This window comes from Prochlorococcus marinus str. MIT 0912 (genome assembly GCF_027359595.1).
Taxonomy (GTDB): domain Bacteria; phylum Cyanobacteriota; class Cyanobacteriia; order PCC-6307; family Cyanobiaceae; genus Prochlorococcus_B; species Prochlorococcus_B marinus_C.
The window spans coordinates 634,551-659,475 of record NZ_CP114783.1; the positions used below are offsets into that span (position 1 = coordinate 634,551).

The 24,925-nt window shown below is 34.4% G+C and carries 22 protein-coding genes; 12 read left to right on the forward strand and 10 right to left on the reverse strand.

Going from position 1 to position 24,925, the window contains the following annotated elements; translation table 11 throughout:
- The first annotated feature begins 148 nt into the window (after positions 1-148).
- Together O5640_RS04030 and O5640_RS04035 are read left to right on the forward strand one after the other, a co-directional pair.
- Positions 149-1,915 (forward strand): DEAD/DEAH box helicase, encoded by a 1,767-nt coding sequence (locus O5640_RS04030; RefSeq protein ID WP_269613363.1) that lies wholly within the window; start codon positions 149-151, stop codon positions 1,913-1,915.
- 325 nt (positions 1,916-2,240) lie between these two features.
- Positions 2,241-4,028: an ABC transporter ATP-binding protein gene (locus tag O5640_RS04035; RefSeq protein ID WP_269613365.1), complete on the forward strand. Its 1,788-nt coding sequence runs from the start codon at positions 2,241-2,243 to the stop codon at positions 4,026-4,028.
- A gap of 1 nt (position 4,029) precedes the next feature.
- On the opposite strand, the gene psbP is transcribed toward O5640_RS04035, so the two are convergent.
- Positions 4,030-4,575: a photosystem II reaction center PsbP gene (gene psbP, locus O5640_RS04040; RefSeq protein ID WP_269613366.1), complete on the reverse strand. Its 546-nt coding sequence runs from the start codon at positions 4,573-4,575 to the stop codon at positions 4,030-4,032.
- Positions 4,576-4,695: 120 nt separating this feature from the next.
- On the opposite strand from psbP, the gene recR reads away from it, so the two are divergent.
- Entirely contained in the window at positions 4,696-5,295 is a 600-nt protein-coding gene (gene recR, locus O5640_RS04045; RefSeq protein WP_269613790.1) for a recombination mediator RecR, read from the forward strand.
- 13 nt (positions 5,296-5,308) lie between these two features.
- Positions 5,309-6,232, forward strand: coding sequence for a lipoyl synthase (gene lipA / locus O5640_RS04050; RefSeq protein ID WP_269613367.1), 924 nt, complete (start codon positions 5,309-5,311; stop codon positions 6,230-6,232).
- Positions 6,233-6,251: 19 nt separating this feature from the next.
- On the opposite strand, the gene O5640_RS04055 is transcribed toward lipA, so the two are convergent.
- The 6 genes from O5640_RS04055 to lysA all read right to left on the reverse strand — a co-directional run bounded on the left by O5640_RS04055 (position 6,252) and on the right by lysA (position 11,913).
- Complete coding sequence (locus O5640_RS04055; RefSeq protein ID WP_269613368.1) at positions 6,252-6,752, reverse strand: hypothetical protein; 501 nt, start codon at positions 6,750-6,752, stop codon at positions 6,252-6,254.
- Entirely contained in the window at positions 6,749-7,708 is a 960-nt protein-coding gene (locus tag O5640_RS04060; RefSeq protein ID WP_269613369.1) for a rhodanese-related sulfurtransferase, read from the reverse strand. Before O5640_RS04060 ends, O5640_RS04055 begins: the two co-directional genes overlap by 4 nt.
- Positions 7,709-7,710: 2 nt before the next feature.
- Positions 7,711-8,757: a biotin synthase BioB gene (gene bioB / locus O5640_RS04065; RefSeq protein WP_269613370.1), complete on the reverse strand. Its 1,047-nt coding sequence runs from the start codon at positions 8,755-8,757 to the stop codon at positions 7,711-7,713.
- A gap of 92 nt (positions 8,758-8,849) precedes the next feature.
- Entirely contained in the window at positions 8,850-9,620 is a 771-nt protein-coding gene (locus O5640_RS04070; RefSeq protein ID WP_420063695.1) for an isoprenyl transferase, read from the reverse strand.
- Complete coding sequence (cdaA, locus tag O5640_RS04075) at positions 9,617-10,519, reverse strand: diadenylate cyclase CdaA (RefSeq protein ID WP_269613372.1); 903 nt, start codon at positions 10,517-10,519, stop codon at positions 9,617-9,619. The genes O5640_RS04070 and cdaA overlap by 4 nt, the downstream gene beginning before the upstream one ends.
- A gap of 29 nt (positions 10,520-10,548) precedes the next feature.
- On the reverse strand, positions 10,549-11,913 hold the full coding sequence (lysA, locus tag O5640_RS04080) for a diaminopimelate decarboxylase (protein WP_269613373.1): 1,365 nt from the start codon (positions 11,911-11,913) through the stop codon (positions 10,549-10,551).
- 94 nt (positions 11,914-12,007) lie between these two features.
- Here lysA and rimI point away from each other — a divergent pair, with 94 nt between their 5' ends.
- From rimI to O5640_RS04105, 5 genes are all read left to right on the forward strand, one after another.
- Complete coding sequence (gene rimI, locus O5640_RS04085) at positions 12,008-12,463, forward strand: ribosomal protein S18-alanine N-acetyltransferase (RefSeq protein ID WP_269613375.1); 456 nt, start codon at positions 12,008-12,010, stop codon at positions 12,461-12,463.
- A 189-nt stretch (positions 12,464-12,652) separates the two neighbouring features.
- Positions 12,653-15,220 (forward strand): ATP-dependent Clp protease ATP-binding subunit, encoded by a 2,568-nt coding sequence (locus O5640_RS04090; RefSeq protein WP_269613376.1) that lies wholly within the window; start codon positions 12,653-12,655, stop codon positions 15,218-15,220.
- A gap of 19 nt (positions 15,221-15,239) precedes the next feature.
- The gene (locus tag O5640_RS04095; protein WP_269613377.1) at positions 15,240-16,358 is read left to right on the forward strand and encodes an iron-containing alcohol dehydrogenase family protein; all 1,119 of its coding nucleotides are present in this window, start codon (positions 15,240-15,242) and stop codon (positions 16,356-16,358) included.
- Positions 16,359-16,363: 5 nt separating this feature from the next.
- Positions 16,364-17,272, forward strand: a complete 909-nt coding sequence (locus O5640_RS04100) for an alpha/beta fold hydrolase (RefSeq protein WP_269613378.1) — start codon at positions 16,364-16,366, stop codon at positions 17,270-17,272.
- A 1-nt stretch (position 17,273) separates the two neighbouring features.
- Positions 17,274-17,906: a hypothetical protein gene (locus tag O5640_RS04105; protein WP_269613379.1), complete on the forward strand. Its 633-nt coding sequence runs from the start codon at positions 17,274-17,276 to the stop codon at positions 17,904-17,906.
- Between the two features lie 5 nt (positions 17,907-17,911).
- Here O5640_RS04105 and O5640_RS04110 read toward each other — a convergent pair whose 3' ends face one another.
- Both O5640_RS04110 and O5640_RS04115 read right to left on the reverse strand, forming a co-directional pair.
- On the reverse strand, positions 17,912-18,799 hold the full coding sequence (locus O5640_RS04110) for a phosphatidate cytidylyltransferase (protein WP_269613380.1): 888 nt from the start codon (positions 18,797-18,799) through the stop codon (positions 17,912-17,914).
- A gap of 98 nt (positions 18,800-18,897) precedes the next feature.
- Positions 18,898-20,292, reverse strand: a complete 1,395-nt coding sequence (locus O5640_RS04115; RefSeq protein ID WP_269613381.1) for a lysine decarboxylase — start codon at positions 20,290-20,292, stop codon at positions 18,898-18,900.
- Between the two features lie 100 nt (positions 20,293-20,392).
- Here O5640_RS04115 and O5640_RS04120 point away from each other — a divergent pair, with 100 nt between their 5' ends.
- Genes O5640_RS04120 through O5640_RS04130 form a run of 3 tightly spaced genes read left to right on the forward strand, consistent with a single transcriptional unit; the run spans position 20,393 to position 23,137 of the window.
- Positions 20,393-22,039 carry an ABC1 kinase family protein gene (locus O5640_RS04120; RefSeq protein WP_269613382.1) on the forward strand — a complete coding sequence of 549 codons (1,647 nt, stop codon included), beginning with the start codon at positions 20,393-20,395 and terminating at the stop codon, positions 22,037-22,039.
- 48 nt (positions 22,040-22,087) lie between these two features.
- Positions 22,088-22,546 (forward strand): hypothetical protein, encoded by a 459-nt coding sequence (locus O5640_RS04125; protein WP_269613384.1) that lies wholly within the window; start codon positions 22,088-22,090, stop codon positions 22,544-22,546.
- 57 nt (positions 22,547-22,603) lie between these two features.
- Positions 22,604-23,137 carry a helix-turn-helix domain-containing protein gene (locus O5640_RS04130; RefSeq protein ID WP_269613385.1) on the forward strand — a complete coding sequence of 178 codons (534 nt, stop codon included), beginning with the start codon at positions 22,604-22,606 and terminating at the stop codon, positions 23,135-23,137.
- Between the two features lie 2 nt (positions 23,138-23,139).
- On the opposite strand, the gene malQ is transcribed toward O5640_RS04130, so the two are convergent.
- Positions 23,140-24,636, reverse strand: coding sequence for a 4-alpha-glucanotransferase (gene malQ / locus O5640_RS04135; protein WP_269613386.1), 1,497 nt, complete (start codon positions 24,634-24,636; stop codon positions 23,140-23,142).
- Positions 24,637-24,925: the final 289 nt, after the last annotated feature.

Consider the following 24,925-nt stretch of genomic DNA (forward strand, 5'->3'; position numbering starts at 1 on the left):
GATGTGATCAACTTATTCCTAAAAGGATTTTTGAGATGATAAAATGAACAATATAATCCCTTTAACAAGGCGAGTCAGCAAAGCACGGTTATAAACCGATCGGAAGTTGCCTGCCTAATTTGAAGGACAAAAAGGCAACCATTATTAGATGACAAATAAAGATTTACATGAGGATTCCTCATGTCCAGAAGATCAAGATGATCTCACAGAATCTACTGAGGAAATATTGGATGAAGGTGATCAAAATCCAGAAAATGGATTTTCTGAATTTAATTTTAGTGAAGAACTAATTCAAACAATCTCTGATCAAGGATACTCATCACCCACTCCGATACAAAAAGCTGCAATTCCTGAATTACTTCTTGGTAGAGATTTAGTAGGACAAGCTCAAACAGGTACAGGAAAAACAGCTGCATTTGCGTTGCCAATCCTTGAAAGACTGAAAAAAAATATTGGACACCCACAAGTTTTAGTTCTAGCTCCAACTCGCGAGTTGGCTATGCAGGTAGCTGAATCATTTCGTACATATTCAGCTGGTCATCCTCATTTTAAAGTACTTGCAATATATGGAGGCTCAGATTTCCGAAATCAAATTAACACTCTTAGGAGGGGAGTTGATGTAGTCGTAGGGACTCCGGGGCGAGTAATGGATCATATGCGCCAAAAGACTCTCAATACTAGCCATTTAAGTTGTTTAGTTCTAGATGAAGCTGATGAAATGTTAAGGATGGGATTCATTGATGATGTTGAGTGGATTTTAGAGCAATTGCCAGAAGAAAGACAGCTAGTTTTATTCTCTGCGACGATGCCATCTGAGATAAGAAGATTATCAAAAAAATATTTAAATAGTCCTGCGGAAATAACTATAAAAGCAACTGAATTAAAGGAAAGACTTATTAGGCAAAGGTATATAAGTGTTCAAAATGTTTATAAAGTTAATGCACTTCAAAGAGTACTTGAAGCTGTATCAGAAGAAGGAGTAATAATATTTGCTAGAACAAAAGCTATTACAATTGTAGTAGCTGAAAAATTAGAATCATTTGGATATAATGTAGCCGTTTTAAATGGAGATATTCCTCAAAATCAAAGGGAACGAACAGTTGAAAGATTAAGACAGGGTTCTATAAATATCTTAGTAGCTACAGATGTTGCAGCAAGGGGACTCGACGTAGATCGAATTGGTTTAGTAATTAATTATGACATGCCATTTGATCGCGAAGCATATGTTCATAGAATTGGCAGAACTGGTCGTGCAGGAAGAAATGGTGAAGCAATTCTTTTTGTTAACCCAAGAGAAAGATCATTCTTAAATAATCTTGAAAGAGCTGTAGGTCAACCAATTGAGAAAATGGATATTCCAGACAATGAACTAATCAATAGGAACCGAATTAAGAAGCTACAAGAAAAATTAGTAAAAGCTGCCACAACACAGAGAGATAACCCTGAAGAGGCTAATATTTTAGAAGAATTAATAAAAAATGTTGAAAAAGAATTAGATATAGATCCAAAAGACTTAACACTTGCCGCATTAAATTTAGCAATCGGTTTTAATGCACTACTTGAGAATGGGAATGAGGATTGGATCAGGCAATCAGCTCAAAGGAATACAAGAAATGATCGAAGAGACAATAAATTTAAACAACGTCGAAGAGGTGATTTTGATAACAGCAGGCTTGAAGATGATATGGACAGATTCAGGGTTGAAGTTGGGCACCGAGATAGAGTTAAGCCTGGAAATCTAGTTGGAGCAATTGCAAACGAAGCCGGACTAAAAGGAAGATCTATAGGCAGAATAAGAATATTTGAAAATTACAGCCTAGTAGACTTGCCAAAACAAATGCCTGATAAAATTTTTCAAGCTCTAAAGAAAGTCAAAGTAATGAATAGGGAATTACAAATAAACAGAGCGGACTAATAGAAAAAACAATCAATAAAATGCTTAGCAAATTATTATTCAGCAGCATGATCACGTTCCTTATTATAGATATGAGTATCAATTTGGTGGCTCAGGAAAGAAAAATTAGTACTAAAAATAGTCTTATTAATAAATTCTGTATTGCAACATTAAAATCAAAACTTAATAACAAGAACAAAAAGAATATAAATGAAATTAGTGATTTTACATGTGATTGCTTTTTTAAAAAATATAATTCTGGAAATTCATTAAAAAGCTCACGTATTTACTGTAGAGATAAGGCTTCTGAGAAATATAATCTCTAAAGAATAGTAATCTAAATAAAATGTATACTTCAAATTCAAAAAGAAAAAACCCCTTAACTAGACTTTTAAGTAATCTTAAAAGTCAAAAGCTTCTAATTTATTCAGCTGTTGCTTGCTCTATATTAAATAAATTTTTTGATCTTGCACCGCCTGTATTAATTGGTATATCTGTTGATGTAGTAGTAAGGAAAGAAAGTTCTTGGCTTGGCTCTATTGGGTTTAATACTGTCCCAGCTCAGTTAATTGCACTTGCAATAATTTCATTTTTGATTTGGACAGCTGAATCATTCTTTGAATATTTATATGGATTAATGTGGAGAAATTTAGCTCAAAAGACACAGCACTTTTTAAGAATAAAAGCATATGATCATTTACAAAAATTAGAAATGACATTTTTTGAATCAGACAATACAGGAAGACTTATGACTGTGCTGAATGACGATATCAACCAACTAGAAAGATTCTTAGATGAAGGCGCTAATAAAATTATTCAATTAATAATTACTGTTTTTATTGTTGGTGGTGCAATGATTTTATTAGCGCCAGGAATTGCATTTCTAGCATTCATCCCTATTCCATTTATTCTTTGGGGTTCGATTAATTTTCAGAAAAACCTTGCTCCTCGTTATCGTGAAGTCAGAGATAGAGCTGGAGACCTTGCCTCAAGACTGAATAACAACCTAAGTGGAATGCTTACTATTAAAAGTTTCGCTACTGAGGATTGGGAACTAGAAAGATTAAGGTTGGATAGTAATTTATATCAAGAAAGTAATAGAAAAGCAATTAAATTATCGGCAGCATTTATACCGTTAATTAGATTCGCAATATTATTTGCTTTCCTTGCAATATTAATTGCTGGAGGCTTCCAAACTTGGAAAGGATTAATGCCAGTGGGAACATATAGTTTTTTAGTATTTATTACTCAAAGATTATTGTGGCCTTTGACAACATTAGGGCATATTTTGGATGATTATCAAAGATCAATGGCCTCAACAAATAGAGTTTTAGATTTAATAGATACTCCAATTAAAATTAAACCTGGAAAAATCAAATTAGATCCTAAGAATGTTCAGGGTTCAATAAAATTTATAAAAGTAGATTTTACCTATCAAGGCCGATCTCAAATTATAAACAACTTTAATTTAGATATTAGTCCTGGAAAAAAAATAGGTATTGTAGGAGCTACTGGTTCTGGTAAAAGTACACTTGTAAAACTGCTATTAAGGCTTTATAAAATCAGTAAAGGTTCAATAGAAATTGATGGAAACTCAATTGAATCATTGGATTTAAAAAGTCTAAGACGATGCATTTCATTAGTAAGCCAGGAAACATATTTATTCCAAGGCACAATTGAAGAAAATATTTCTTATGGATCACATAATGTTGATAATTCTAAAATTAAAAATGCGGCAGACATTGCCGAAGCAACTGAATTTATCAATCAACTACCACAAGGCCTAAAAACAATAGTTGGAGAGAGAGGACAAAGGTTATCTGGCGGACAAAGACAAAGAATTGCTATCGCAAGGGCAATCTTAAAAAACTCCCCAATATTAGTACTAGATGAAGCAACAGCATCTGTGGATAATGAAACTGAAGCCGCGATTCAAAGATCTTTAAAGAAGATAACAAATAGTTGTACTACAATTGTTATTGCACATCGTTTAAGCACAGTAATAGATGCTGACGAAATTATAGTTTTAGATAAAGGTAAAATCATCGAGAAAGGAACACATATTTGCCTTCTAAAAAATAAAGGTTTCTATTACTACCTTTGGAAAATTCAAGCCGGTGAAAATAATACTTAAATTAGATGAAAAAAGTAAAAGAACTGACTACTCTTTTAAAAGTATCTTGCATCTTTGACCAGCGTTGTTCTTTGGTGCTAGCAGCAAGCGTATATAAATAACCTCTATCTATAACGACAGTAGCTATTTCGTGCCTACTATTTTCTTCTAAATCAACAGAGTATTCAAGATCATAGAATTTGCGTTCATCCACTTCTCTCTCTGTGGCATCTATTAATTGAATAGGATTATTACTATTTTTTTCACCAAAGAGTCTTTCCCCTACCGCATCCGCTCCACCCAAATCATCTAAATCTACTTCATTCTCCAATTTAGAAATAACAAGACTAAGAGTTTCATCGGAGTTTATCAAGTCATGATAAACAACCTCTGGACCATTATCCACAGCAACTCTCGTCCACCCTGTTGGGAAAAGGAAACCATAACGTCCATCTTGACTTTTAAAAGGTTCCAACCCTGCCGCTCCCCCCGTAGAGCATGCTCCGAGGGTCAAGACTAGAGCCATAGCCAAAAGAGATTTAAAAGATGTTCGTAGAAATTTGATCATTTTAAGAGACTCAAGCATCACTATTTTGATACATTTCTAACTTAACTGACGGTAATCTTCTTTAAATTAGTGCAACCCAGATAAAACTCTGTCTAAATTTAAGTTAATTGCTTCTGAACTCTGAACGGATTCACAAAACCATTATCAAAATTAATTGATCAATTTGAGCAATTGCCTGGAATAGGCCCTAGAACTGCTCAAAGATTAGCTTTGCATCTATTGCGTCAACCAGAAGAAAAAATAAGACTATTTTCTGAAGCTCTAGTTAATGCGAAGAGTCAAGTTGGTCAATGTAAGAAGTGTTATCATTTAACTTCAGGAGAAAAATGCGAAATCTGTCTAAATAAACAAAGAACTCAAGATCTCATTTGCGTCGTCGCCGAGTCCAGAGATTTACTTGCATTAGAGCGAACTCGCGAATACAAAGGTCTTTATCATGTAATTGGTGGTCTAATTTCTCCGATGGATGGTATTGGGCCAGAAATGCTTGAAATATCAAGTCTTATAAGAAGAGTGGATAAAGAAGATATCAAAGAAGTCATCCTTGCCTTAACACCAAGTATTGAGGGAGATACTACTAGTCTTTATGTTGGAAGATTATTAAAACCTTTCACAAAAGTTACTCGTATTGCTTATGGACTTCCTGTTGGAAGTGAGTTGGAATATGCCGATGAAGTAACACTTTCGCGTGCTTTAGAAGGACGTAGAGATTTAGATTAATCATCAAACAAAAATGACTACAACCATACGAAAAACCACTAAATACAGTAGCTTCTTCCCAGAAGAACGTTTACCTAATTGGATCAAACCATCCATTGGCAATGCATCTCAATTAGAAAAAGTTCAAAAACTTGTAAAGGAAAACAGATTACATACAATTTGCGAGGAAGGAAGGTGTCCGAACAGAGGCGAATGTTACGCCGCCGGTACAGCTACTTTTTTATTAGGTGGCTCAATCTGTACAAGGAGCTGTGCATTTTGCCAGGTAGAGAAGGGGAAGTCACCCGAAAAAATAAATATCTTTGAGGCAGAAAAAGTTGCGAATGCTGTTCAAGTTTTGAATCTCAAATATGTGGTACTAACCGCAGTCGCAAGAGATGATTTACCTGATCACGGTGCAAGTCTATTCACGACAACAATGGATGCAATTAGATCATTGAATCCTAGTGTTGCGATAGAGGTACTAACACCAGATTTCTGGGGTGGAGACAACAAGGATAATAACAAGAAGCAAAGAGAGCGACTTAAGCTAGTTCTCTCTGCTGATCCTATTTGCTTTAACCATAATCTTGAGACTGTTAAAAGACTTCAAAGAGAAGTCAGACGAGGAGCTACTTACGAACACTCACTCAATCTTCTCAAATCTGCCAGGGAAATTGCTCCCCAGATCCCCACAAAATCAGGAATAATGCTTGGTCTTGGAGAAAAATTTCATGAAATCATTCAAACTCTAAAAGACCTTAGAGAAGTAGACTGTCAATATCTGACCATCGGTCAATATTTACGACCTTCACTTGCCCATATTCCAGTTTCTCATTATTGGGCACCAAGAAAATTTAGTGATTTTGCAGACATCGCAAAGGGATTAGGTTTCAAGAAAGTAAACAGTGGTCCATTAGTAAGAAGCAGTTACCATGCAAATGAAACCTTACATTAGTCTCATAATAATTTTTTAATTAATCCAACCAACTCCGATAACTTCTTTCAAGTACTGTCTCACAATTACCTACCATAAAGGCACCTGCACCTCCCCATACAAGTCTTAAAGGTAAGTCCAAGGGAGAAGATCCAACTTTACGTACATTATTAAATCCACGCCTACGAAAGTAACGTTGTAAAACCTTATGTTGATTATTTTCATCATAAATAGCCAGTAATCTCGCACTTCTACATGGAGTTTCTTCTAAAGCCCAAGACATAGTTGCAGTCCAAATCAAATCACCTATTTTAGAGTTGGCATTTTTGCCAACCTTCATTGTATCAAGCTGAAGTCCTTTAGGATTTTGATATGCCCAGCCTTTCATTTCACCCAATAGTTGAATTTTATCCTTATTAATTATTTCGCCCACGACCAGCCTAAACGACCAAATATTGAGAGGTCTCCTAACTTGTATTCGAAGCAACAAGCCCCTATCATATGCTTCTTTTTCTAGTAGAGTTAAATTGGGTATAGTCATGAAGATGGCCAGATAGAATTCTCTGGTAGACGTTTCATTATCTCATCAATTTGACGTTGTCTTTCAGCAAATCTAGCTCTATCGCTATCTGTATATTTATTGACACAAGCCTCGCATTGTAAGCCTTTAATATACGTTGGTTTTTTCAAATCCTCAGGGGAGATAGGTAATCCACAAGCATGACACATAGTGTGTGAACCCGGTGATAGTTCATGATCTAAAGAGACACGTTGATCAAAAACAAAGCACTCACCATCCCATAAACTCTTTTCTGGAGAAACATTTTCAAGATATTTAAGAATCCCACCCTCAAGATGATGAACATCTGAAAAGCCTTCTTCTATTAAATACGAAGTGGCTTTTTCGCATCTTATTCCACCTGTACAATACATTCCTATTTTTAAAGAGGGATTCTCTTCGATTAAAGGTTTTAAATGCTTTTGTACCCATGCGGGAAATTCACGAAATGAGCTTGTGTGAGGATTTAAAGCTCCTGCAAAGTTTCCAATTTTAATTTCATACTCATTGCGGGTATCAATAACGACACTATTTGGATCTTCTAAAAACTCATTCCATTCACCAGCTTTTATATATTTACCCACAGATTTAGTCGGATTAATTTGTTTTAGCCCAATCGTGACGATTTCTTTTTTCTTACGAGCCTTGAAGCGTCTAAAGGCCTGTTTCTCAGTCCAACTATATTTAACGTCAATATCAGATATCTTTAATAATTGTTTTAATCTTTCAATAAATTGCTTAATAGCATTTTCACTAGCACAAACTGTACCATTAATTCCTTCAGAAGCTATTAAGGTTGTTCCTTTTATTTCTTTATTCTTTGCTAATTCCGACAATTCTTCTTTAATTAAAACAATATCTTCATCAAGTAACGACAAAAATTTGTAGAACGCTGCGACTTGGTATTCAACTTTCTTGAGACTCTCCTCTGTTTTCATACCTACTTTTCTAGAGAGAAATTCGCATTAATTCCAGCATCAGCCAAAAGCTTTCGGTCAGCCTCAACCTCAGGGTTACTAGTTGTCAAAAGCGTATCTCCATAAAAAATAGAATCAGCTCCAGATTGTAGACATAGTATCTGAGCTTCTCTACCTAATTGTTGTCTTCCTGCGCTAAGTCTTATTCGACTCTTAGGCATGATAATCCTTGCTGTTGCAACCATACGAACCATCTCCAAAGGATCAATGGAAGACATGTCTTCCATTGGTGTTCCCTCTACAGAAACCAAAGCGTTAATAGGGACACTCTCTGGATGTGGGTCTAAAGTTGCTAAAACTTTGAGTAAAGAGGCTCTATCAGAGACAGATTCGCCCATCCCAATAATCCCACCACAACAAACTGTAATTCCAGCCATACGTACTCTTTTTAATGTTTCGAGTCGATCTTGATATGTTCTTGTTGAAATAATGTTCGAATAATGCTCAGGACTTGTATCTAAATTGTGGTTATAAGCTGTTAAACCTGCTTCTGCCAATCTCGAGGCTTGTGAATCAGTAATCATCCCAGCGGTAACGCATGCTTCAAGACCAAGCTCTCTAACACCTCTAATCATTTCAAGCATTGAATCGAACGCTTTTCCGTCTTTGATCTCACGCCAAGCCCAACCCATACAAAATCTGTCTGCGCCCGCATCTTTAGCCGCCCTTGCTCTATTAAGGACTGACTTAACTTGAAGAGCAGGGATAGGTTCAACACTAGTTTCGTTGTGCACAGATTGGGGGCAATATGAGCAGTCTTCTGAGCACCCACCTGTCTTCACACTTAGTAGAGAAGCAAGTTGAACTTTGTAACCTGGGTTGTAAGACCTATGAACTATTTGAGCTCTCCACAATAAATCCATTAATGGCAGATCAAGTATTTGTTTTACTTCCTTTAACGACCAATCATGTCTAATATCTCCACCTTTTATGGAATTAAAATCTAAGTATGATTCATCTTTGAAAGTGAATTTATTAGATGCCTGAATATTAGGATTGATTAGAGTCATAAAAGGATTTGAATATTAAAATTTAATTGCTATATAGTTTTAGCTGATAATCTACAAAAAATCATAGAACTAAAGATATTAAATTATATTAGTTATACACCTCCAAATCTCCTTCTTCTAGATTGATAGTCAAGTAGTGCCTTTGTAAGAGTATCGGAGTTAAAATCTGGCCATAATACATCTGTAACATGAATTTCAGCATAAGCTAATTGCCATAGAAGAAAATTACTTATTCTTTTTTCACCACTAGTTCTAATAAGTAAGTCTGGATCCACCTCACTAGCTGTAAATAATTCAGAGGCAAATACATTTTCATCTATTAAAGAAGGATCTAATTCACCTTTAACAGAACGTTCTGCCAACTTTTGGGCAGCCCGTACTAATTCTCGTCGTCCCCCATAATTAGTGCACACATTAAAATGAATACCTTTATTGTTGGAGGTTGATTCAACCGACTCTTTTATTAAGTCCTTTAAAGCAATAGGAAGTGGATCAAGATCACCCAAAAAATTGATTTTTACTTCCTCAGCTTTTAAATTAGTCAATTCACGCTTAAGAGCACTTTCAAAAAGAGTCATTAAGAAATTCACCTCTTCACTAGGTCTAGACCAATTTTCAGTTGAGAAAGCATAAACAGTTAGTGCTCCTATGCCCCAATTACTACACAAGTGCAAAGTAGTTTTTAGAGCCTCAACCCCAGCTGTATGTCCAATCGTTCTTGGCAAACCCTTTGCTTTTGCCCACCTCCCATTTCCATCCATAATAACCGCAATATGATTGGGCATACGAAGACGATCTAAATCTTTAGGTAATGGGGATACCTTTCTAGAATTATCTGTGCTTATTACAGAAGGGTAAGTCAATTCAAAGACTCCTTGCTGTCATTAATTTGCCCAAGATTAACTCTTGATTTAGCAACTTTGGATTCAATATTAGAGGAAGTTGTTTTCACAGAAGAATTAATGCTGGTGGACTTAGATCCAGACACGTTTGAAGGATCCAACAATTCCTTCAAAAGGTCAAGTAATCGACTGCTAGTAATAGGTCTTTCTAGTCTTCCTTGACTAGCTAAAGATAAGGTACCCGATTCTTCTGAAACTACAACACAAATACATCGATCAAATCTTTCAGTTATGCCTAGAGCCGCCAAATGTCTAGTTCCGTACCTACTAATTCCTTGCCTTGAAAGGGGCAAAATCACACCTGCTGAAATAATTCTATTTCCCTTTACTAAAACCGCTCCATCATGAAGAGGGGTGTCAGTTGCAAAAAGATTCAATAACAATTCAGATGACAATTGCGCGTCAATGGGAACTCCAGGGAAAAGGAAATCTTCAGGACGTAAGTCACTACCCATATCAACAACAATCAATGCTCCTTTTCTATTTTGTGATAAGCGACCTGCAGCTTCAGTTAATTGAGCGAAAGTATTAGAACTTGCCCTAAATTCTTTTTGAGTATTTCCAAGGATCACAGCCAATCGTCCAGTGCCTAATAATTCCATTAATCTCCTTAATTCTCCTTGCCATAAAATTGCCAAAGATAATGAACAAGCTAATACCAAAGCATCTACAAGTTTTGATGTAATTGGTAAATTTGCAAATCTTTGAACGAACCACGCTAATGAGACCAGGAAGAGATAGCCTCTTAAAAGCCATAATGTTCTTTGTTCTTTTACTCTTGTAAAAAGAAGAACTCCAAGAGAAGAAGCAAATAAGACATCAAGGAGAACACGCAAGTTTATAAACCACCAGAAATTCACTCCTACACTCCAACGTTATTTCAACTTACCTAACTCTTGGGAATAAAGCGATCAGGTAATACATCTAATTGCAATAGATCTTCAGGAAGTTCTCTCCTTTGAGTCAATTCGGCCGAACCTTTCCCAACCATAATTGTTGCAGGTCTTGGTATTCTATTGTAATTGGAACTCATTGAATAATTGTATGCACCTGTTCCAAACACAGCAAGAAACTCTCCACTTTCACAAGACGGAAGAAGAAAATCTTTCAATAAAATATCTCCAGACTCACAATGCTTACCAGCGATAGTAACTTTTTCAAGATTTTTATTTAATGGTTTATCTACTAAACAGGCACTATATAGAGACTGATATGTTATTGGACGCGGATTATCACTCATCCCTCCATCAATAGATAAATAAGTTCTAACGCCAGGAACAATTTTTTTAGCTCCAATTTTGTAAAGAGTGAGTCCTGAATTAGCTACAAGAGATCTGCCAGGTTCGCACATTAATCTTGGCAAATTTAAATTTCTTTCCCTACAAGCTTTAACAACAGCATGAGAAATAACTTCAACCCATTCTTCAATTGAAGGAGGATTATCTTCTTGTACATATTTTATTCCTAGACCGCCACCTAGATTTAAATCAGTTATTGAGTGACCAATTTCCTCCGCAAGCTTTAAAGCATCAGCCATAACATCAGCAAGATCAATATGGGGTTGAACCTCAAAAATTTGAGACCCTATGTGTGCATGTAAACCAGATAAATTTGCCCAGTTATATGTTTTTAATTCTTCTAGAACTGACTTAAGCTCATCGGGGTCAAAACCGAATTTACTATCCAAATGTCCAGTCTTAATATATTCATGTGTATGACATTCAATGCCAGGAGTAAACCTCAACATTAACTTTGCTGGGCTGTTATCAGAGGCAATATTCTTTAGCAGCTCAATATCGTGATAATTATCTAAAACAATCGTGACATTATTTTTATAGGCAAGATTCAATTCATCATGAGATTTGTTATTTCCATGAAAAACAATATCTTGCCCTTTCACACCGCCCTTTAAAGCAGTAAGTAATTCACCTTCTGATACTGCATCAAGTCCAAACCCCTCAGAAGCAATAACTGCACAAATAGCTAGTGAGCTATTTGCTTTTGAAGCATATAGAGGAAGTGATTCTCCAGGATAATGTTTTTTCAAAGAAGAAATATAAGTTTTGCATGCAGTCCTAAGTGACAACTCATCAAAGACATATAGAGGTGTGCCATATTTTTTTGCGAGTTCACTAAGCTGACAACCACCAACAACTAATTTTTCATTCTCATTAATTTCTGAAGAAATAGGAGCTATGTTTCGATTTGGACTATCTATATCCACTTTAGGTTCAAAAGCCTTTGATCCGTGCATAGAATTTTTATTTAATATTTAACCAATCTAGAGATCAATCAACCAATTAGTATTCTTTTTAAAGAACAAGGGATTAAATAATTAATAGTTAGATATGAATCTCTCAATAATTCAACTTGACATAATGCATTTAAATGAATGCCTTGATTTAGATCAAAAATCTTTAAATGGTCTTTGGTCAAAATCTCAATGGTTAAGAGAACTCACTGACCCTAAAAGGATTTGCCTAGGAATTATAGATTTGGGAACAAAAAAACTTTTAGGCCTATGTTCCGCTTGGTTAGTAATAGATGAATTACAAATTACTTTTTTAGCTGTTCATCCAAGGCATCAAAGGAAAGGACTAGGAAGATTTCTATTGTCAGAATTAATCAAACGATCAAAATCACTTCAAACAAATCACATGTATTTAGAAGTTAAAAACAATAACGAGCCAGCGATTGCTTTTTATAAATCGATGGGCTTCAAAACAGTAGGAAATAGATCTAATTTTTATAAAGATGGAAGTGATGCTCTTATTCTCTACAAAGAAACTCTTAACAAATCATAAATTCAACAATTAAGTACGGTTTACCGAAATCAAAAAACAAATAAATAGTCACTCCTTTGCATCAATTAATACTTTTAATTATTTTTCAACGAACATTTAATATTTACCCTTTATAAAAAAAAACCTAACCGTACACATTTCACACTTAACCCTGATAAATTAGGTTAAATAGTTAAAGGCAAAAGCTAAATGTTTGAGAGGTTTACAGAAAAGGCTATAAAAGTGATCATGCTCGCTCAAGAGGAGGCAAGACGCCTTGGGCACAATTTCGTTGGAACTGAGCAAATCCTTCTAGGACTAATAGGTGAAGGAACTGGAGTAGCTGCTAAAGTTCTTAAATCGATGGGGGTCAACTTAAAAGATTCCAGGGTAGAAGTTGAAAAAATAATAGGAAGAGGGTCAGGATTCGTTGCTGTAGAAATACCCTTCACACCAAGAGCCAAAAGAGTACTTGAACTTTCATTGGAAGAAGCCCGTCAGCTAGGTCATAATTACATTGGAACCGAACATCTATTGCTTGGGCTGATTAGAGAAGGCGAAGGAGTTGCTGCAAGAGTTCTTGAAAATTTAGGAGTTGATCTAACAAAAGTCAGAACACAAGTTGTAAGAATGCTTGGTGAAACTGCAGAAGTTACAACAGGAGCAGGTTCTTCTAAAGGATCAGCTAAAACCTCAACACTTGACGAGTTTGGAACAAATCTTACTCAGTTAGCTAGTGAATCAAAGCTAGACCCAGTAGTTGGAAGGCATTCAGAGATTGATCGTGTAATTCAAATATTGGGTAGAAGAACAAAAAACAATCCCGTCTTAATAGGGGAGCCAGGAGTTGGTAAAACAGCCATAGCTGAAGGACTTGCTCAAAGAATCCAACAAGGAAATATTCCTGACATACTCGAAGAAAAAAGAGTATTAACTCTTGATATTGGTTTACTAGTAGCTGGAACAAAATATAGAGGTGAGTTTGAAGAAAGACTAAAAAAAATAATGGAAGAAATTAAGTCTGCTGGAAACGTGATTCTCGTTATTGATGAAGTTCACACTTTAATAGGAGCAGGTGCTGCTGAAGGAGCAATTGACGCTGCAAATATATTAAAACCTGCTTTAGCAAGAGGAGAACTTCAATGTATTGGAGCTACAACTCTAGATGAATATCGCAAACACATTGAAAGAGATGCCGCATTAGAGCGAAGGTTCCAACCTGTAATGATTGGAGAACCCTCAATCAAAGATACAATCGAAATCCTTAAAGGATTACGAGAAAGATATGAGCAACATCATAGATTAAAAATCACCGATGAAGCTCTTGATGCTGCTGCAAATCTTGGGGATAGGTATATCTCAGATCGTTTTTTACCTGATAAAGCTATAGACCTAATAGATGAAGCAGGAAGTAGGGTCAGACTACTTAACTCCAAATTGCCTCCAGAGGCTAAAGAAGTTGATAAAGAATTAAGGAAAATACAAAAGAGTAAAGAAGAAGCAGTAAGAGATCAAGATTTCACTCAAGCTGGAGAGCTTAGGGAAAAAGAAGTTGAACTTAGAGATAAAATTAGAAATCTTTTACAGAACATAAGACAAAAAACATCATCAAATGAAAATTCTGAACCTAATAATATTTCGGAGAGAAACAATGAGAATTCTGAACAAGTTACTGCTCAGTCTGATGAATTAAAAATTGCCCAACCTATTGTTAATGAAGAAGATATTGCTCATATCGTCGCCTCATGGACTGGTGTGCCTGTCCAGAAATTAACTGAGAGTGAATCAGTAAAACTTCTCAACATGGAAGAGACTTTACATCAAAGACTGATTGGTCAAGACGAAGCAGTTAAAGCTGTTTCAAAAGCAATCAGGAGAGCAAGAGTTGGCCTCAAAAATCCAAATAGACCAATTGCTAGTTTCATTTTTTCTGGTCCAACTGGAGTAGGAAAAACTGAACTTACCAAAGCGTTAGCGGCCTACTTCTTTGGTAGTGAAGAAGCAATGATACGTCTAGATATGTCCGAATTTATGGAAAGACATACTGTCAGTAAATTAATAGGTTCTCCTCCTGGATACGTAGGTTTCAATGAAGGTGGACAATTAACGGAAGCTGTAAGAAGAAGACCTTATACAGTTGTTTTATTCGATGAAATAGAGAAAGCACATCCTGATGTATTTAACCTGCTCCTTCAATTATTAGAAGAAGGTAGATTAACCGATTCAAAAGGAAGAACTGTTGATTTCAAAAATACATTAATAATAATGACTTCTAATATTGGATCTAAAGTTATAGAGAAAGGCGGCGGTGGACTAGGCTTTGAATTCTCAGGAGAGAATGTAGAAGATTCTCAATACAATCGAATAAAATCTCTAGTCAATGAAGAACTAAAGCAATATTTCCGTCCTGAATTTCTCAATAGATTGGATGAAATAATTGTATTCAGACAACTTTCTAGAGACGAAGTTAAAGACATAGCAGAAATTATGTTAAAGGAAGTATTCTTGAGAATAAAAGAGAAAGGAATATCTTTAACAGTGTCAGATGATTTCAAAGAAAGATTAGTCGAAGAAGGATACAATCCTTCTTATGGGGCACGACCTTTAAGAAGAGCAGTGATGAGGCTATTGGAAGATAGTCTTGCTGAAGAAGTTTTATCTGGAAGGATAAAAGACGGAGATAAAGCAGAGGTTGATATTGATGAAAGTAAAAAAGTAATTGTTAAACATCTTGGAAAAGATAGTTCAACGCCTGAATTAGCTAGTGCCTCTGTATAACTTTCAATAGAACAGTTAAATGTCTATAAATAATCACAGCATTTCACCTTCAAAGATTGTTAGGGGAGATGGAGCTTGGATTAAATCGTTGGATCTAATAGCCAAATTATGCAAAAGGCCTTTAATAATAGGTAGAAGTAGTTCTACAAAGAGAATAAGAGCTTCATTCAAAAAAGATCTTCTTTTAAAAGGTATTCAACCAATCTCTTTCGAATTAAATCATGATTGTTGTGAATTAGATGTCCAAAATGCATACCTAATTTCAAAAAACAACAACTGTGATGGAATTATTGCAGCAGGAGGAGGGAAAGTACTTGATGCGGGGAAATTGATTGCTGATTTACTTCGACTTAATTGCATAACTGTTCCACTAAGTGCTTCAACATGTGCTGGATGGACTTCTTTATCCAATGTATATACCCCCGATGGCAAGTTCGTAAAAGATGTGACTTTAAGAAGCTGTCCAAACTTACTGATCTTTGATCACAAAATTGTTAGAGCCGCGCCACCAAGAACACTTGCTAGTGGAATGGCAGATGCTGTAGCAAAATGGTATGAGTCATCATTAACCAGCAGTACAAGCAAGGACGGTTTTGTGCAACAAGCAGTTCAGATGGCTCGTGTTTTACGAGATCAATTGTTTTTAAACGGTTTTCAGGCTTTCTTAGATCCACTAAGCAATTCTTGGGAAACTGTTGCAGAAGGATGTGCACTGACTGCTGGAATGATTGGAGGGCTTGGAGGTGCTCAATGCAGAACAGCAGCAGCGCATCCTATCCACAATGGCTTCACTCAGCTTGAATATACCAACAAGCCACTTCATGGGGAACTTGTTGGATTTGGTTTACTAGTTCAACTACACCTAGAAGAGAAAAATTCACACAGTCAATTACCAAAACAAGCCAAGTCACAACTTATAGATTTCTTCTCCCAACTAAATCTTCCTATTTCAATTGAGTCTATTTGTCTTAGAAATACGACCTCGGATGAACTACGTAAAGCCTGTAAATTTGCATGCAATACTAACTCTGATATACATCAATTACCTTTCCCAATAACTGAGAAAGATCTTTTAGAATCAATTCAAAGTTTTCAATCAGTGCATACAAACTCCAAAATAAAAATAAATAATACTTAAGAGCTTTGAATCAGAATGTAAATAAAAATATAGATACAATAAATGCTACTAAGGCATACATTAATGAGATACAAGATCAAATCATTGACAACCAAGCAACTAAACTATTTGAATATCTTAAATGGATTAAACTGGAAGGTATTTCACCAAATAAATCTGATTTATTTCCAACAGTATTAACAGGCAAAGGAAAACAAATTCTTCTCATACATGGTTTTGATAGTTGTTTTCTTGAATTTAGACGTCTCACACCTCTTCTAGCAAAAAATAATAAATTAATAATTCCAGACCTATATGGATTTGGCTTTTGTCCTAGATCTAGTGGTAATAAATATGGATTTAAATATTTGATGAAGCATCTTAATTCTGTTTTGAACTATTTTTCAAAGAATCAACCCATAGGACTAATAGGTGCCTCAATGGGTGGGGCGTTAGCTCTAGAACTCGCAAGACGAAACCCAAAGAAAGTCAATAAATTACTGCTTTTATCACCAGCAGGTTTAGCAGGCAAAAACCCAAAAATCCCTTGGCCCTTTAATCATTTGGGGGCCTTTTTCCTTAGTCAACCTTTTGTTCGAAGAGGCTTATGTAGACAGGCCTTCGCTGATCCGACAAATAGTGTTGGTCCTGCAGAAGAGCAAATAGCCTCCTTACATTTAAAAGTTCCTGGTTGGCAATCATCCTTGGCAGATTTTGCGGCAGATGGAGGAGTATCTGATTGCGGACTCCCAAAACCAACTCAACCTCTGAAAATCATATTAGGGAAATATGACAGAATTATTCCTAAGAATGAAAAGAATGAAATAAACAGGAGCTATAATTCCAACATAGAAATAGCAACAAATTCAGGACATCTTCCACATTTAGAAGAACCAAAACTAGTCGCTGAGGCTTGGGAAAAGTTTAAAATATAAAATGGCTGCAAAACTTATTCAAGAGAAAGGAATTCTTGTTAAATTATTAGAAAACGGCATAAGAATATTAGTTATAAAAGAGTGTAAAAAGATTAGTAATCTTAAAATTGACGTTGTCTCCAGTTCTTTTCAAATTATTAAAGGTGAAATAAATAAAATTAATATCATTGCACAAGATATAAATTATAAAGAGCTTCTATTCGATGAATTCGAGTTGGTAGCTAATCAACTGAAAATAAAATTAAATTTAAGCAATAAGGAATTATATTTTGAAAATAATCCCATAATAAATTTCAAAATTTCATTAACTCAAAATTCACTCAGAACAATTTTATTATCCAAGAGTTGGAATTGGATTGGCAATATGATTAGCAAAAAAATATTAAACCAAGAGAAATATGAAGATATAATAATAAGGGATGGTCAATTATCAATGAAAGTTTCTAATAAAAATATCAATATAAAGAAAGAAGAAGCTATTAATATTAAAACAGAAAAAGGTAAGGTCTATTTAGGAAATAAAACTTATACTAAAATCATTCAGATCCCTCTTGAAGATAAAATATATGTTGAAAAAATACATATAGAAAATAATTTAATTAATATTTTTGCAAATGCATCTATAAGTTTTTAAATGTTTCAGGAAATAATTAATGGTGATAATAAAATTACTATGTAAAATACAATTGCTGGAGTAAATAAATAACTATCTATTCTATCAAGTATCCCTCCATGACCAGGTAAAAAATCACCCGAATCTTTTAACCCTGCATTCCTTTTCAACATGGATTCAGTTAAGTCTCCTACTAGAGAAAACAATGCTACTAAAATGCCAATAAATATTCCAATAAATATTCCAAATTCCCATTTAAGTAGATATCCACAAAAAGCTCCTATTAATATTGAAAATATTAATCCTCCAAAAACACCTTCAACAGTTTTAGAAGGAGAAATTGGAGACAATGAATGATTACCAAACTTCTTGCCTACGAAATAAGAGCCTATATCAAATCCAACAATCATAAAACATGTAGAGAAAGTTATCAGCATTCCAAATGTAATAGATGATGACCAATCAGTGGGAATCAAGTTGACGTTATTTGTTAAATCAGTTTCTAAAATATTTCTTAACTTAATCCAATGACTTGGCAAGAAACCTAAATAAAATAATCCGAATATTGATGCTGCTACATCCGCAATGGAGCCAGTAACAGGTTGCAACAATAACCAACCACAAATTGCGGCACCAGACAATGGCAAAATAGCATCTGATATTTCAATAGAAACATATCCAAGAGAAGATAATTGAGTGAAGAAAAGTAATATTTGACAGGCTAATAATGTTGTCTTAGTAGCTGGTCTTATCCCAGTAAACTCTGCCATTCGAAAGAACTCTAGAAGAGCCAAATGAACAATCAAACTTATTGCGATAGAAAACCACCAATCACCAAGAGAAACTATTAAAAAGCCAAAAGCACCAACTAAAAGTCCACTTAATAATCTCTTTTTCGAAACAGCTAAAAACATTAATTCAAATAAAAAAATATAGCTTTCTTTTATAAAACATACTTAAAAGGCGCTAATAATAGTAAATTTCATTATAGCTGATAAGTAGATATTATTAATCAAGAAATAACTCTTACAAAATCAGAGATTTGCTCTGGCCAAAAGCATTTTTGCTCTATCAACCAATCGACACGAGCTTCGTCCAAAATCTCACCTGGAATTAATAAAGGTATCCCAGGAGGATAAGGGCAAACCATCTCAACCGAAATTCTTCCTATAGCATCGTGCAAATTCACCTTCTCAAAATTCGACCCCCAGGAATGAGAGCAAGGCTTGTATGGCTTAGAAACCACACTAAAAGGTGGTCTTTTAAAAAAATAAGATTTTTGTTGGCCAAAAGATGTAAGGATTTCATTCCAAATTCTTACAAATCTTTTTCCTAATCTCTTGTGAGAAGAAAGTCCAAGACAAAAAGTAAGTGTTCCCGGCTCAGCCAATTCACCAATTATTCTTTTTTTAATAAACCTTTTATCAACTTGAATACCACTCAATCCGAATTTTGATGTGTGAAGAATGATTTTTAGTGGATCACTGTTTTTAAGGAGAGGCACCTCCTTATTAATCAAAAAATCTTTCAATAACTCAGCTTCTTCCAAACGGTATTTCAATTTCCTTAGCCCTTTAGTTTCAATAAGTTCCTTTATTGAGCTTTCACAGGAAGCTAATAACAAAGAGCTTGGGCTTGAAGTTTGAAGCAATTCAATACTTCTTTCGATTTTAAATGGGTCAACCTTGTCGCCTTGCGACCATAAAACTGCGGATTGAACTAATCCTGGTGCAGATTTATGAAGAGAGTGAACAACAAGATCTGCACCAAGAAAGATGGCTGACTTAGGTAAATCTGACCTGATTTGGCTTATTAAATAAGCGCCATGAGCCTCATCAACCAATACTGGCAGAGAATGTGAATGAATCTCCTTAATCAGAGATTCAATATCTGCAGAATAACCTTGATATGTGGGGTTAACTAAAACTACAGCCGCTATATCTTCTTTAAGTTCTTTGGCTTTTTGAAAAACCCTCTGAAGCCATTTCCTATCAAAAACAGCTGCATGACCTCGATCAGTTAAAAAAGGGATATCAAAAAGTATTGGTATCAAGCCTCCAAACAAACATGCTTGAATACAACTTTTATGAATGTTCCTGGGCATGAGAATAGCTTGACCAGGACGAGCTAGAGCAAGCAATGAGCTTTGAAGTAAACCCGTCGCACCATTAACTCCATACCAACATCTATCAACACCAACTTCGAAGGCAGAAGACTTTTGACTTTCTGCTATTGCTCCTTCTCTAATCAACGGACCACCAATCTCAAAGAGCTCTGGTAAATCCCAAATACCTGGTCTTAGCTTCAATAGGTTTCGTACCTTTTTGGGGAGTGCTTTCCCTCTTCCATGGGCTGGCAAGAAAAGATTTTCGCTTCTATCAGCAGAAAGCAAGTTAAAAAGCCCCATAGAATAAAAGGAATACCTAAAATCAATGTAGTTAAATTAGTCAGTAAGCAAACCAAAAGAACTTCATAGAGGTGAGGCTAAAAGAACTTATGATGGATTCATGAAATACGATTTCAAAAGAGATTTAATCTGGTTAATTTCAAGGCCGTGGATATTAGTGCCTAGATTTGTTCAGATAGTTGGTGCAATATCACTACTGTTAGCAAGACTTATTTTTCAAGGTTCAAGCAATGATGAAAAGATTCAGAAGAATCTAGCTAAATTTCTACTTAAGACACTTATTGGTCTGGGTCCCTGTTTTATAAAAGTAGGTCAAGCACTTTCAACCAGGCCAGATCTAATAAGAAAGGATTGGCTTGAAGAATTAACAAACTTACAAGATAACTTACCTTCTTTTTCTCATGAAAAGGCACTTGAAATTATCGAAAATGAGTTAGGGAGACCAGCTAATGAACTTTTTGAAGAATTTCCATCTAAACCAATAGCCTCAGCAAGTCTTGGACAGGTTTATAAAGCAAAACTAACTATGAATTATTGGGTAGCAGTAAAAGTTCAGAGACCTCTTCTGATATTTAACATTAGAAGAGATATTGTTATTATAAAAATTCTTGGTGTTCTTAGTGCCCCGATACTTCCATTAAATCTTGGGTTTGGATTAGGTGAAATAATAGATGAGTTTGGGAGAAGTTTATTTGATGAAGTTGATTATAAAAAAGAAGCTAATAATGCTGAAAAATTTTCTACCCTCTTTCATAATAATAAGTCAGTTACCATACCAAAAGTAGAAAGACATTTATCATCAGTAAAAGTACTAACTACAAGCTGGGTTGATGGAACAAAGTTAAAAGATAGAAATGAATTGTTGGTAAATAATTTAAATCCATCAAAAATTATTAGAACTGGTGTTATCAGTGGAATACAACAATTATTAGAGTTCGGATACTTTCATGCAGACCCTCATCCAGGCAACATGTTTGCTCTTCAAGGACATAATGGTGATTTAGGAAATATAGCCTACGTTGATTTCGGAATGATGGACTCAATTTCAGAGGAAGATAGATTAACTCTTACTGGTGCAATTGTTCATTTGATCAATAATGATTTTCATTCCGTAGCAAAAGACTTTCAAAGTTTAGGTTTTCTCAATAAAGAACAAGATCTCAAACCTCTAATACCTGTATTAAAAGAAGTACTTGGAAGTGCAATTGGTAAAGATGTTGCATCTTTTAATTTCAAAGAAATCACCAATAAATTCTCCGAATTAATGTTTGATTATCCTTTTAGAGTCCCAGCAAGATTTGCTTTAATTATCAGAGCAGTAATTAGCCAAGAAGGACTTGCTCTTCGCTTAGATCCTGATTTTAAAATTATAGACTTAGCCTATCCTTATGTAGCTAAAAGATTACTTACTTCAGATACAAATGAAATGATAAATATATTATTAGATGTTATATTTGATCAAAATGGTCATCTAAGGGTTGAAAGAATAGAAAATTTATTTGATGTGATAGTACAAGATTCAAAAACCCCGGCAAAAGAATTAATTCCAGTAGCAGGAGCAGGTCTTAAGCTCTTAACAAGCTCAAGGGGCTCTCTAATAAGGAAAAACTTACTGATGAGTATAATTAAAGATGAAAGAATAGACACAAAAGATATGAAACAATTAATCAAGCTAGTACGAAAAACATTCAATCCCTTAAGGATGGCTGCAGGTCTAACAAAACAAAACAACACACAAGTTGCATAGATGATTTTTATAAAATATAATAACAAAAATTTAATAAAAATTTAAAACATGATAAACATCAATATTCAAACTTTAATCACATTTATTGCAGTTAATTTAGATGACGCATATCTACAAAATATAGATGAATACATATCTGAATATCAACAAATAAAGCCAATTGAAGATCCTATTTTTTGGCTATCTTGTGGTGCATTTATATGTCTTATGTCTGGATTAATTTTTGCAGATATTATGAAATCAAAACTCAATAATTGGACAACAAAAAAGATATCTCCCATACCACTAGAGAACCCTACAACAATATCAAGTTGGTTTTCATTCTTCACGGGTCTTACCATTATTTTTATAAGTGCCTTAACCATACTAAACTTTTCTATTATTAAATCTCTAATATTTTCTTCATTAATCTCAATACTTTTTGGCACAAGCATGTGGAAGGCCATCAAAGATTTATTAAATCAAGTTGAAGCTGGAACAGTTAAAGAAATAGATGAATTCTTCTAATGTGAATAATTTAAATAAGGAATGGATTTAATTGTTAATTAAAAATATTTGCATTTTATGGCTTTAAATTTCCTCTTTAAGAAACACTCATCTAGTTTATTATCTGAGCCAGACAATACTTGTTCTGATAAAAATTTTCATGATGCAATTAACTTATTTAAAACTCAAAGAAAGAAAGCTGGGATTTCATTAGAGCAACTATCGAGAGAGACAAAAATCTCAAGAAATGTACTAATAGCTATTGAGAATGGATCAAAAAAAAATTTACCAGAAACAATCTACTTGATTGCAATGATTAAAAGTATTGAGAGAAAACTCAATTTAGAAGTAGGAAGTTTAAATGGTTTATTAATACAAAGAGATAGTTTTATTTCTATATCTAGATTTAAATTTAATTTTATAAATATAGACTTTCTCAATAGCTGGATTGGAAGCTTATTATATATTTTATTTATGCTTTTATCGATATTGGCTCTTAATAGTCAACAAAGATACCTTATAAAAATTAATAGCGTTTCGACTGAACCGATCATTACAGAAAAGATAATCATAAAAAATAGAGCTATAATTAACAATCAAAAAGATCAGTAAGTTTATCTTTTATTTGCCTTAGCCAAATCACCATACCTTCTTAAAGATTCTTTAATATTCAAATCATTTCTAGATAATCTCCATGACCAATTATTTTCTATTGTGCCAGGTTTATTTAATCTAGAGCTATCATCAAGATTTAATAAATCTTGCATAGGAGCTACAAATAATTTGGCTTTAGTTTCCATACCAATTCGAATCAATTCCCAAGAAGAGAAATTCTCATAATCACCAAACCTTTGTCTGATTTGCTCTTTTCTATCTTGATCCATTTCTCTCCACCAACCTAGAGAAGTTGCATTATCGTGTGTCCCGGTATAAACAATCCAATTTTCATCTTTAATGTTTTCCGGCAAATAAGGATTATCTAAATTCCCATCAAAAGCAAATTGAAGTATCTTCATTCCTGCTAATTCATAATCATCACGTAACTTTTCAACTTTTGAAGTTATGAGACCCAAATCTTCAGCCACCAAAGGAAGCAAACCACTACAATCTTTTTTGATCAAACCAAGTATTTCTTTTCCAGGGGAAGGCAACCAAAAACCATTCTCAGCTGTTTTATCTTTACCTGGAACTGCCCAAAAAGCTTCAAGAGCACGAAAATGATCAAGACGTAAAAAATCAACCTGTTCTAGATGCCTTGAAATCCTTTTTCTCCACCATCTATATTTACTAGCTTTGTGCCTACTCCAACGATATACAGGGGTTCCCCAAAGCTGCCCAGTCTCAGAGAAATAATCAGGCGGCACGCCGCTTTGAAGGTATGTAGCTGAATTAGTTAAAATAGAAAATAACGATCGATTACTCCATACATCCGCACTATCTTTTGATACATAAAAAGGAACGTCTCCAAACAATAAAATCCCAAGATTTTTTGCAAGTCTTCTAATTAATTTCCACTGTCTGTCTAAATGCCATTGAAGCAAATTATGTCCTAACAATTCTTTTTGGTTATCTTTTTTCCAAATTGCTAATTCTTTCTTATCCCGAAGTGCATATTTATCTGGCCATTCCCACCATGGAAGATCATTATTTTGAATCTTAAGTTCCATAAATATGGAATGATCATCTAACCAAAATTGACTTGAACACCATTTTTCAAATTCTTCTTGAATAGTTCTATTTTGATTGTCCCAACAATCAACCAAAGAAGAGCGTAAGAACTTAACTTTTGCATTAGCTAATTGAAAATCAACTCTCTTATCAAAAGAGTCATTTTTGGAAGAATATTTTTCTATATTATTATTCAAAAAACCTTCTTTCAATAGATCATTTTGATCAAGGAACCATGGGTTAAAAGCAAAGCTTGATGGAGAACTATAAGGCGATCCAAATGAATCAGTAGGAGCAAGTGGTAAAAACTGCCAAACGCCTACCCCAGATGAAGCAAGTTCATTAAGCCATACCCGAGCGGAGTTACCAAAACCACCACAGATTGGACTCTCAGGTAACGAGGTTGGATGAAGAAGGATTCCTGAAGTTCTTTCCAATTTCACTTTTTGTTATCTCAAAAAAATAGTAAATAAATACTAATAATGCTATTTTTTTATTAATTTTAAAATGGATTCCATTGTGAAATGGGAAATCTTTTTCTTAAATATCAAAAAAATATTTTTAGTAATTTTATATTAACAAACCTATTAATAATTTAAACATTTATTTGAGAAAAACTAAAATTTTTCAATAGTTAAAACAAAATAGTGAATATATTTGAGGCAAATAGCATTATTTAGTTGAAAGGCTTAATATGACTTAGAGTTAGCCATCAACAAAAGCGAAGACTAT

Bases quoted from the DNA above. Each gene is read 5' to 3' on its own strand.
- O5640_RS04030 (WP_269613363.1), top strand. From the start codon at position 149: ATGACAAATAAAGATTTACATGAGGATTCCTCATGTCCAGAAGATCAA.
- O5640_RS04035 (WP_269613365.1), top strand. From the start codon at position 2,241: ATGTATACTTCAAATTCAAAAAGAAAAAACCCCTTAACTAGACTTTTA.
- psbP (WP_269613366.1), bottom strand. From the start codon at position 4,575: ATGATCAAATTTCTACGAACATCTTTTAAATCTCTTTTGGCTATGGCT.
- lipA (WP_269613367.1), top strand. From the start codon at position 5,309: ATGACTACAACCATACGAAAAACCACTAAATACAGTAGCTTCTTCCCA.
- O5640_RS04055 (WP_269613368.1), bottom strand. From the start codon at position 6,752: ATGACTATACCCAATTTAACTCTACTAGAAAAAGAAGCATATGATAGG.
- O5640_RS04060 (WP_269613369.1), bottom strand. From the start codon at position 7,708: ATGAAAACAGAGGAGAGTCTCAAGAAAGTTGAATACCAAGTCGCAGCG.
- bioB (WP_269613370.1), bottom strand. From the start codon at position 8,757: ATGACTCTAATCAATCCTAATATTCAGGCATCTAATAAATTCACTTTC.
- lysA (WP_269613373.1), bottom strand. From the start codon at position 11,913: ATGCACGGATCAAAGGCTTTTGAACCTAAAGTGGATATAGATAGTCCA.
- rimI (WP_269613375.1), top strand. From the start codon at position 12,008: ATGAATCTCTCAATAATTCAACTTGACATAATGCATTTAAATGAATGC.
- O5640_RS04090 (WP_269613376.1), top strand. From the start codon at position 12,653: ATGTTTGAGAGGTTTACAGAAAAGGCTATAAAAGTGATCATGCTCGCT.
- O5640_RS04095 (WP_269613377.1), top strand. From the start codon at position 15,240: ATGTCTATAAATAATCACAGCATTTCACCTTCAAAGATTGTTAGGGGA.
- O5640_RS04105 (WP_269613379.1), top strand. From the start codon at position 17,274: ATGGCTGCAAAACTTATTCAAGAGAAAGGAATTCTTGTTAAATTATTA.
- O5640_RS04110 (WP_269613380.1), bottom strand. From the start codon at position 18,799: ATGTTTTTAGCTGTTTCGAAAAAGAGATTATTAAGTGGACTTTTAGTT.
- O5640_RS04115 (WP_269613381.1), bottom strand. From the start codon at position 20,292: ATGGGGCTTTTTAACTTGCTTTCTGCTGATAGAAGCGAAAATCTTTTC.
- O5640_RS04120 (WP_269613382.1), top strand. From the start codon at position 20,393: ATGAAATACGATTTCAAAAGAGATTTAATCTGGTTAATTTCAAGGCCG.
- O5640_RS04125 (WP_269613384.1), top strand. From the start codon at position 22,088: ATGATAAACATCAATATTCAAACTTTAATCACATTTATTGCAGTTAAT.
- O5640_RS04130 (WP_269613385.1), top strand. From the start codon at position 22,604: ATGGCTTTAAATTTCCTCTTTAAGAAACACTCATCTAGTTTATTATCT.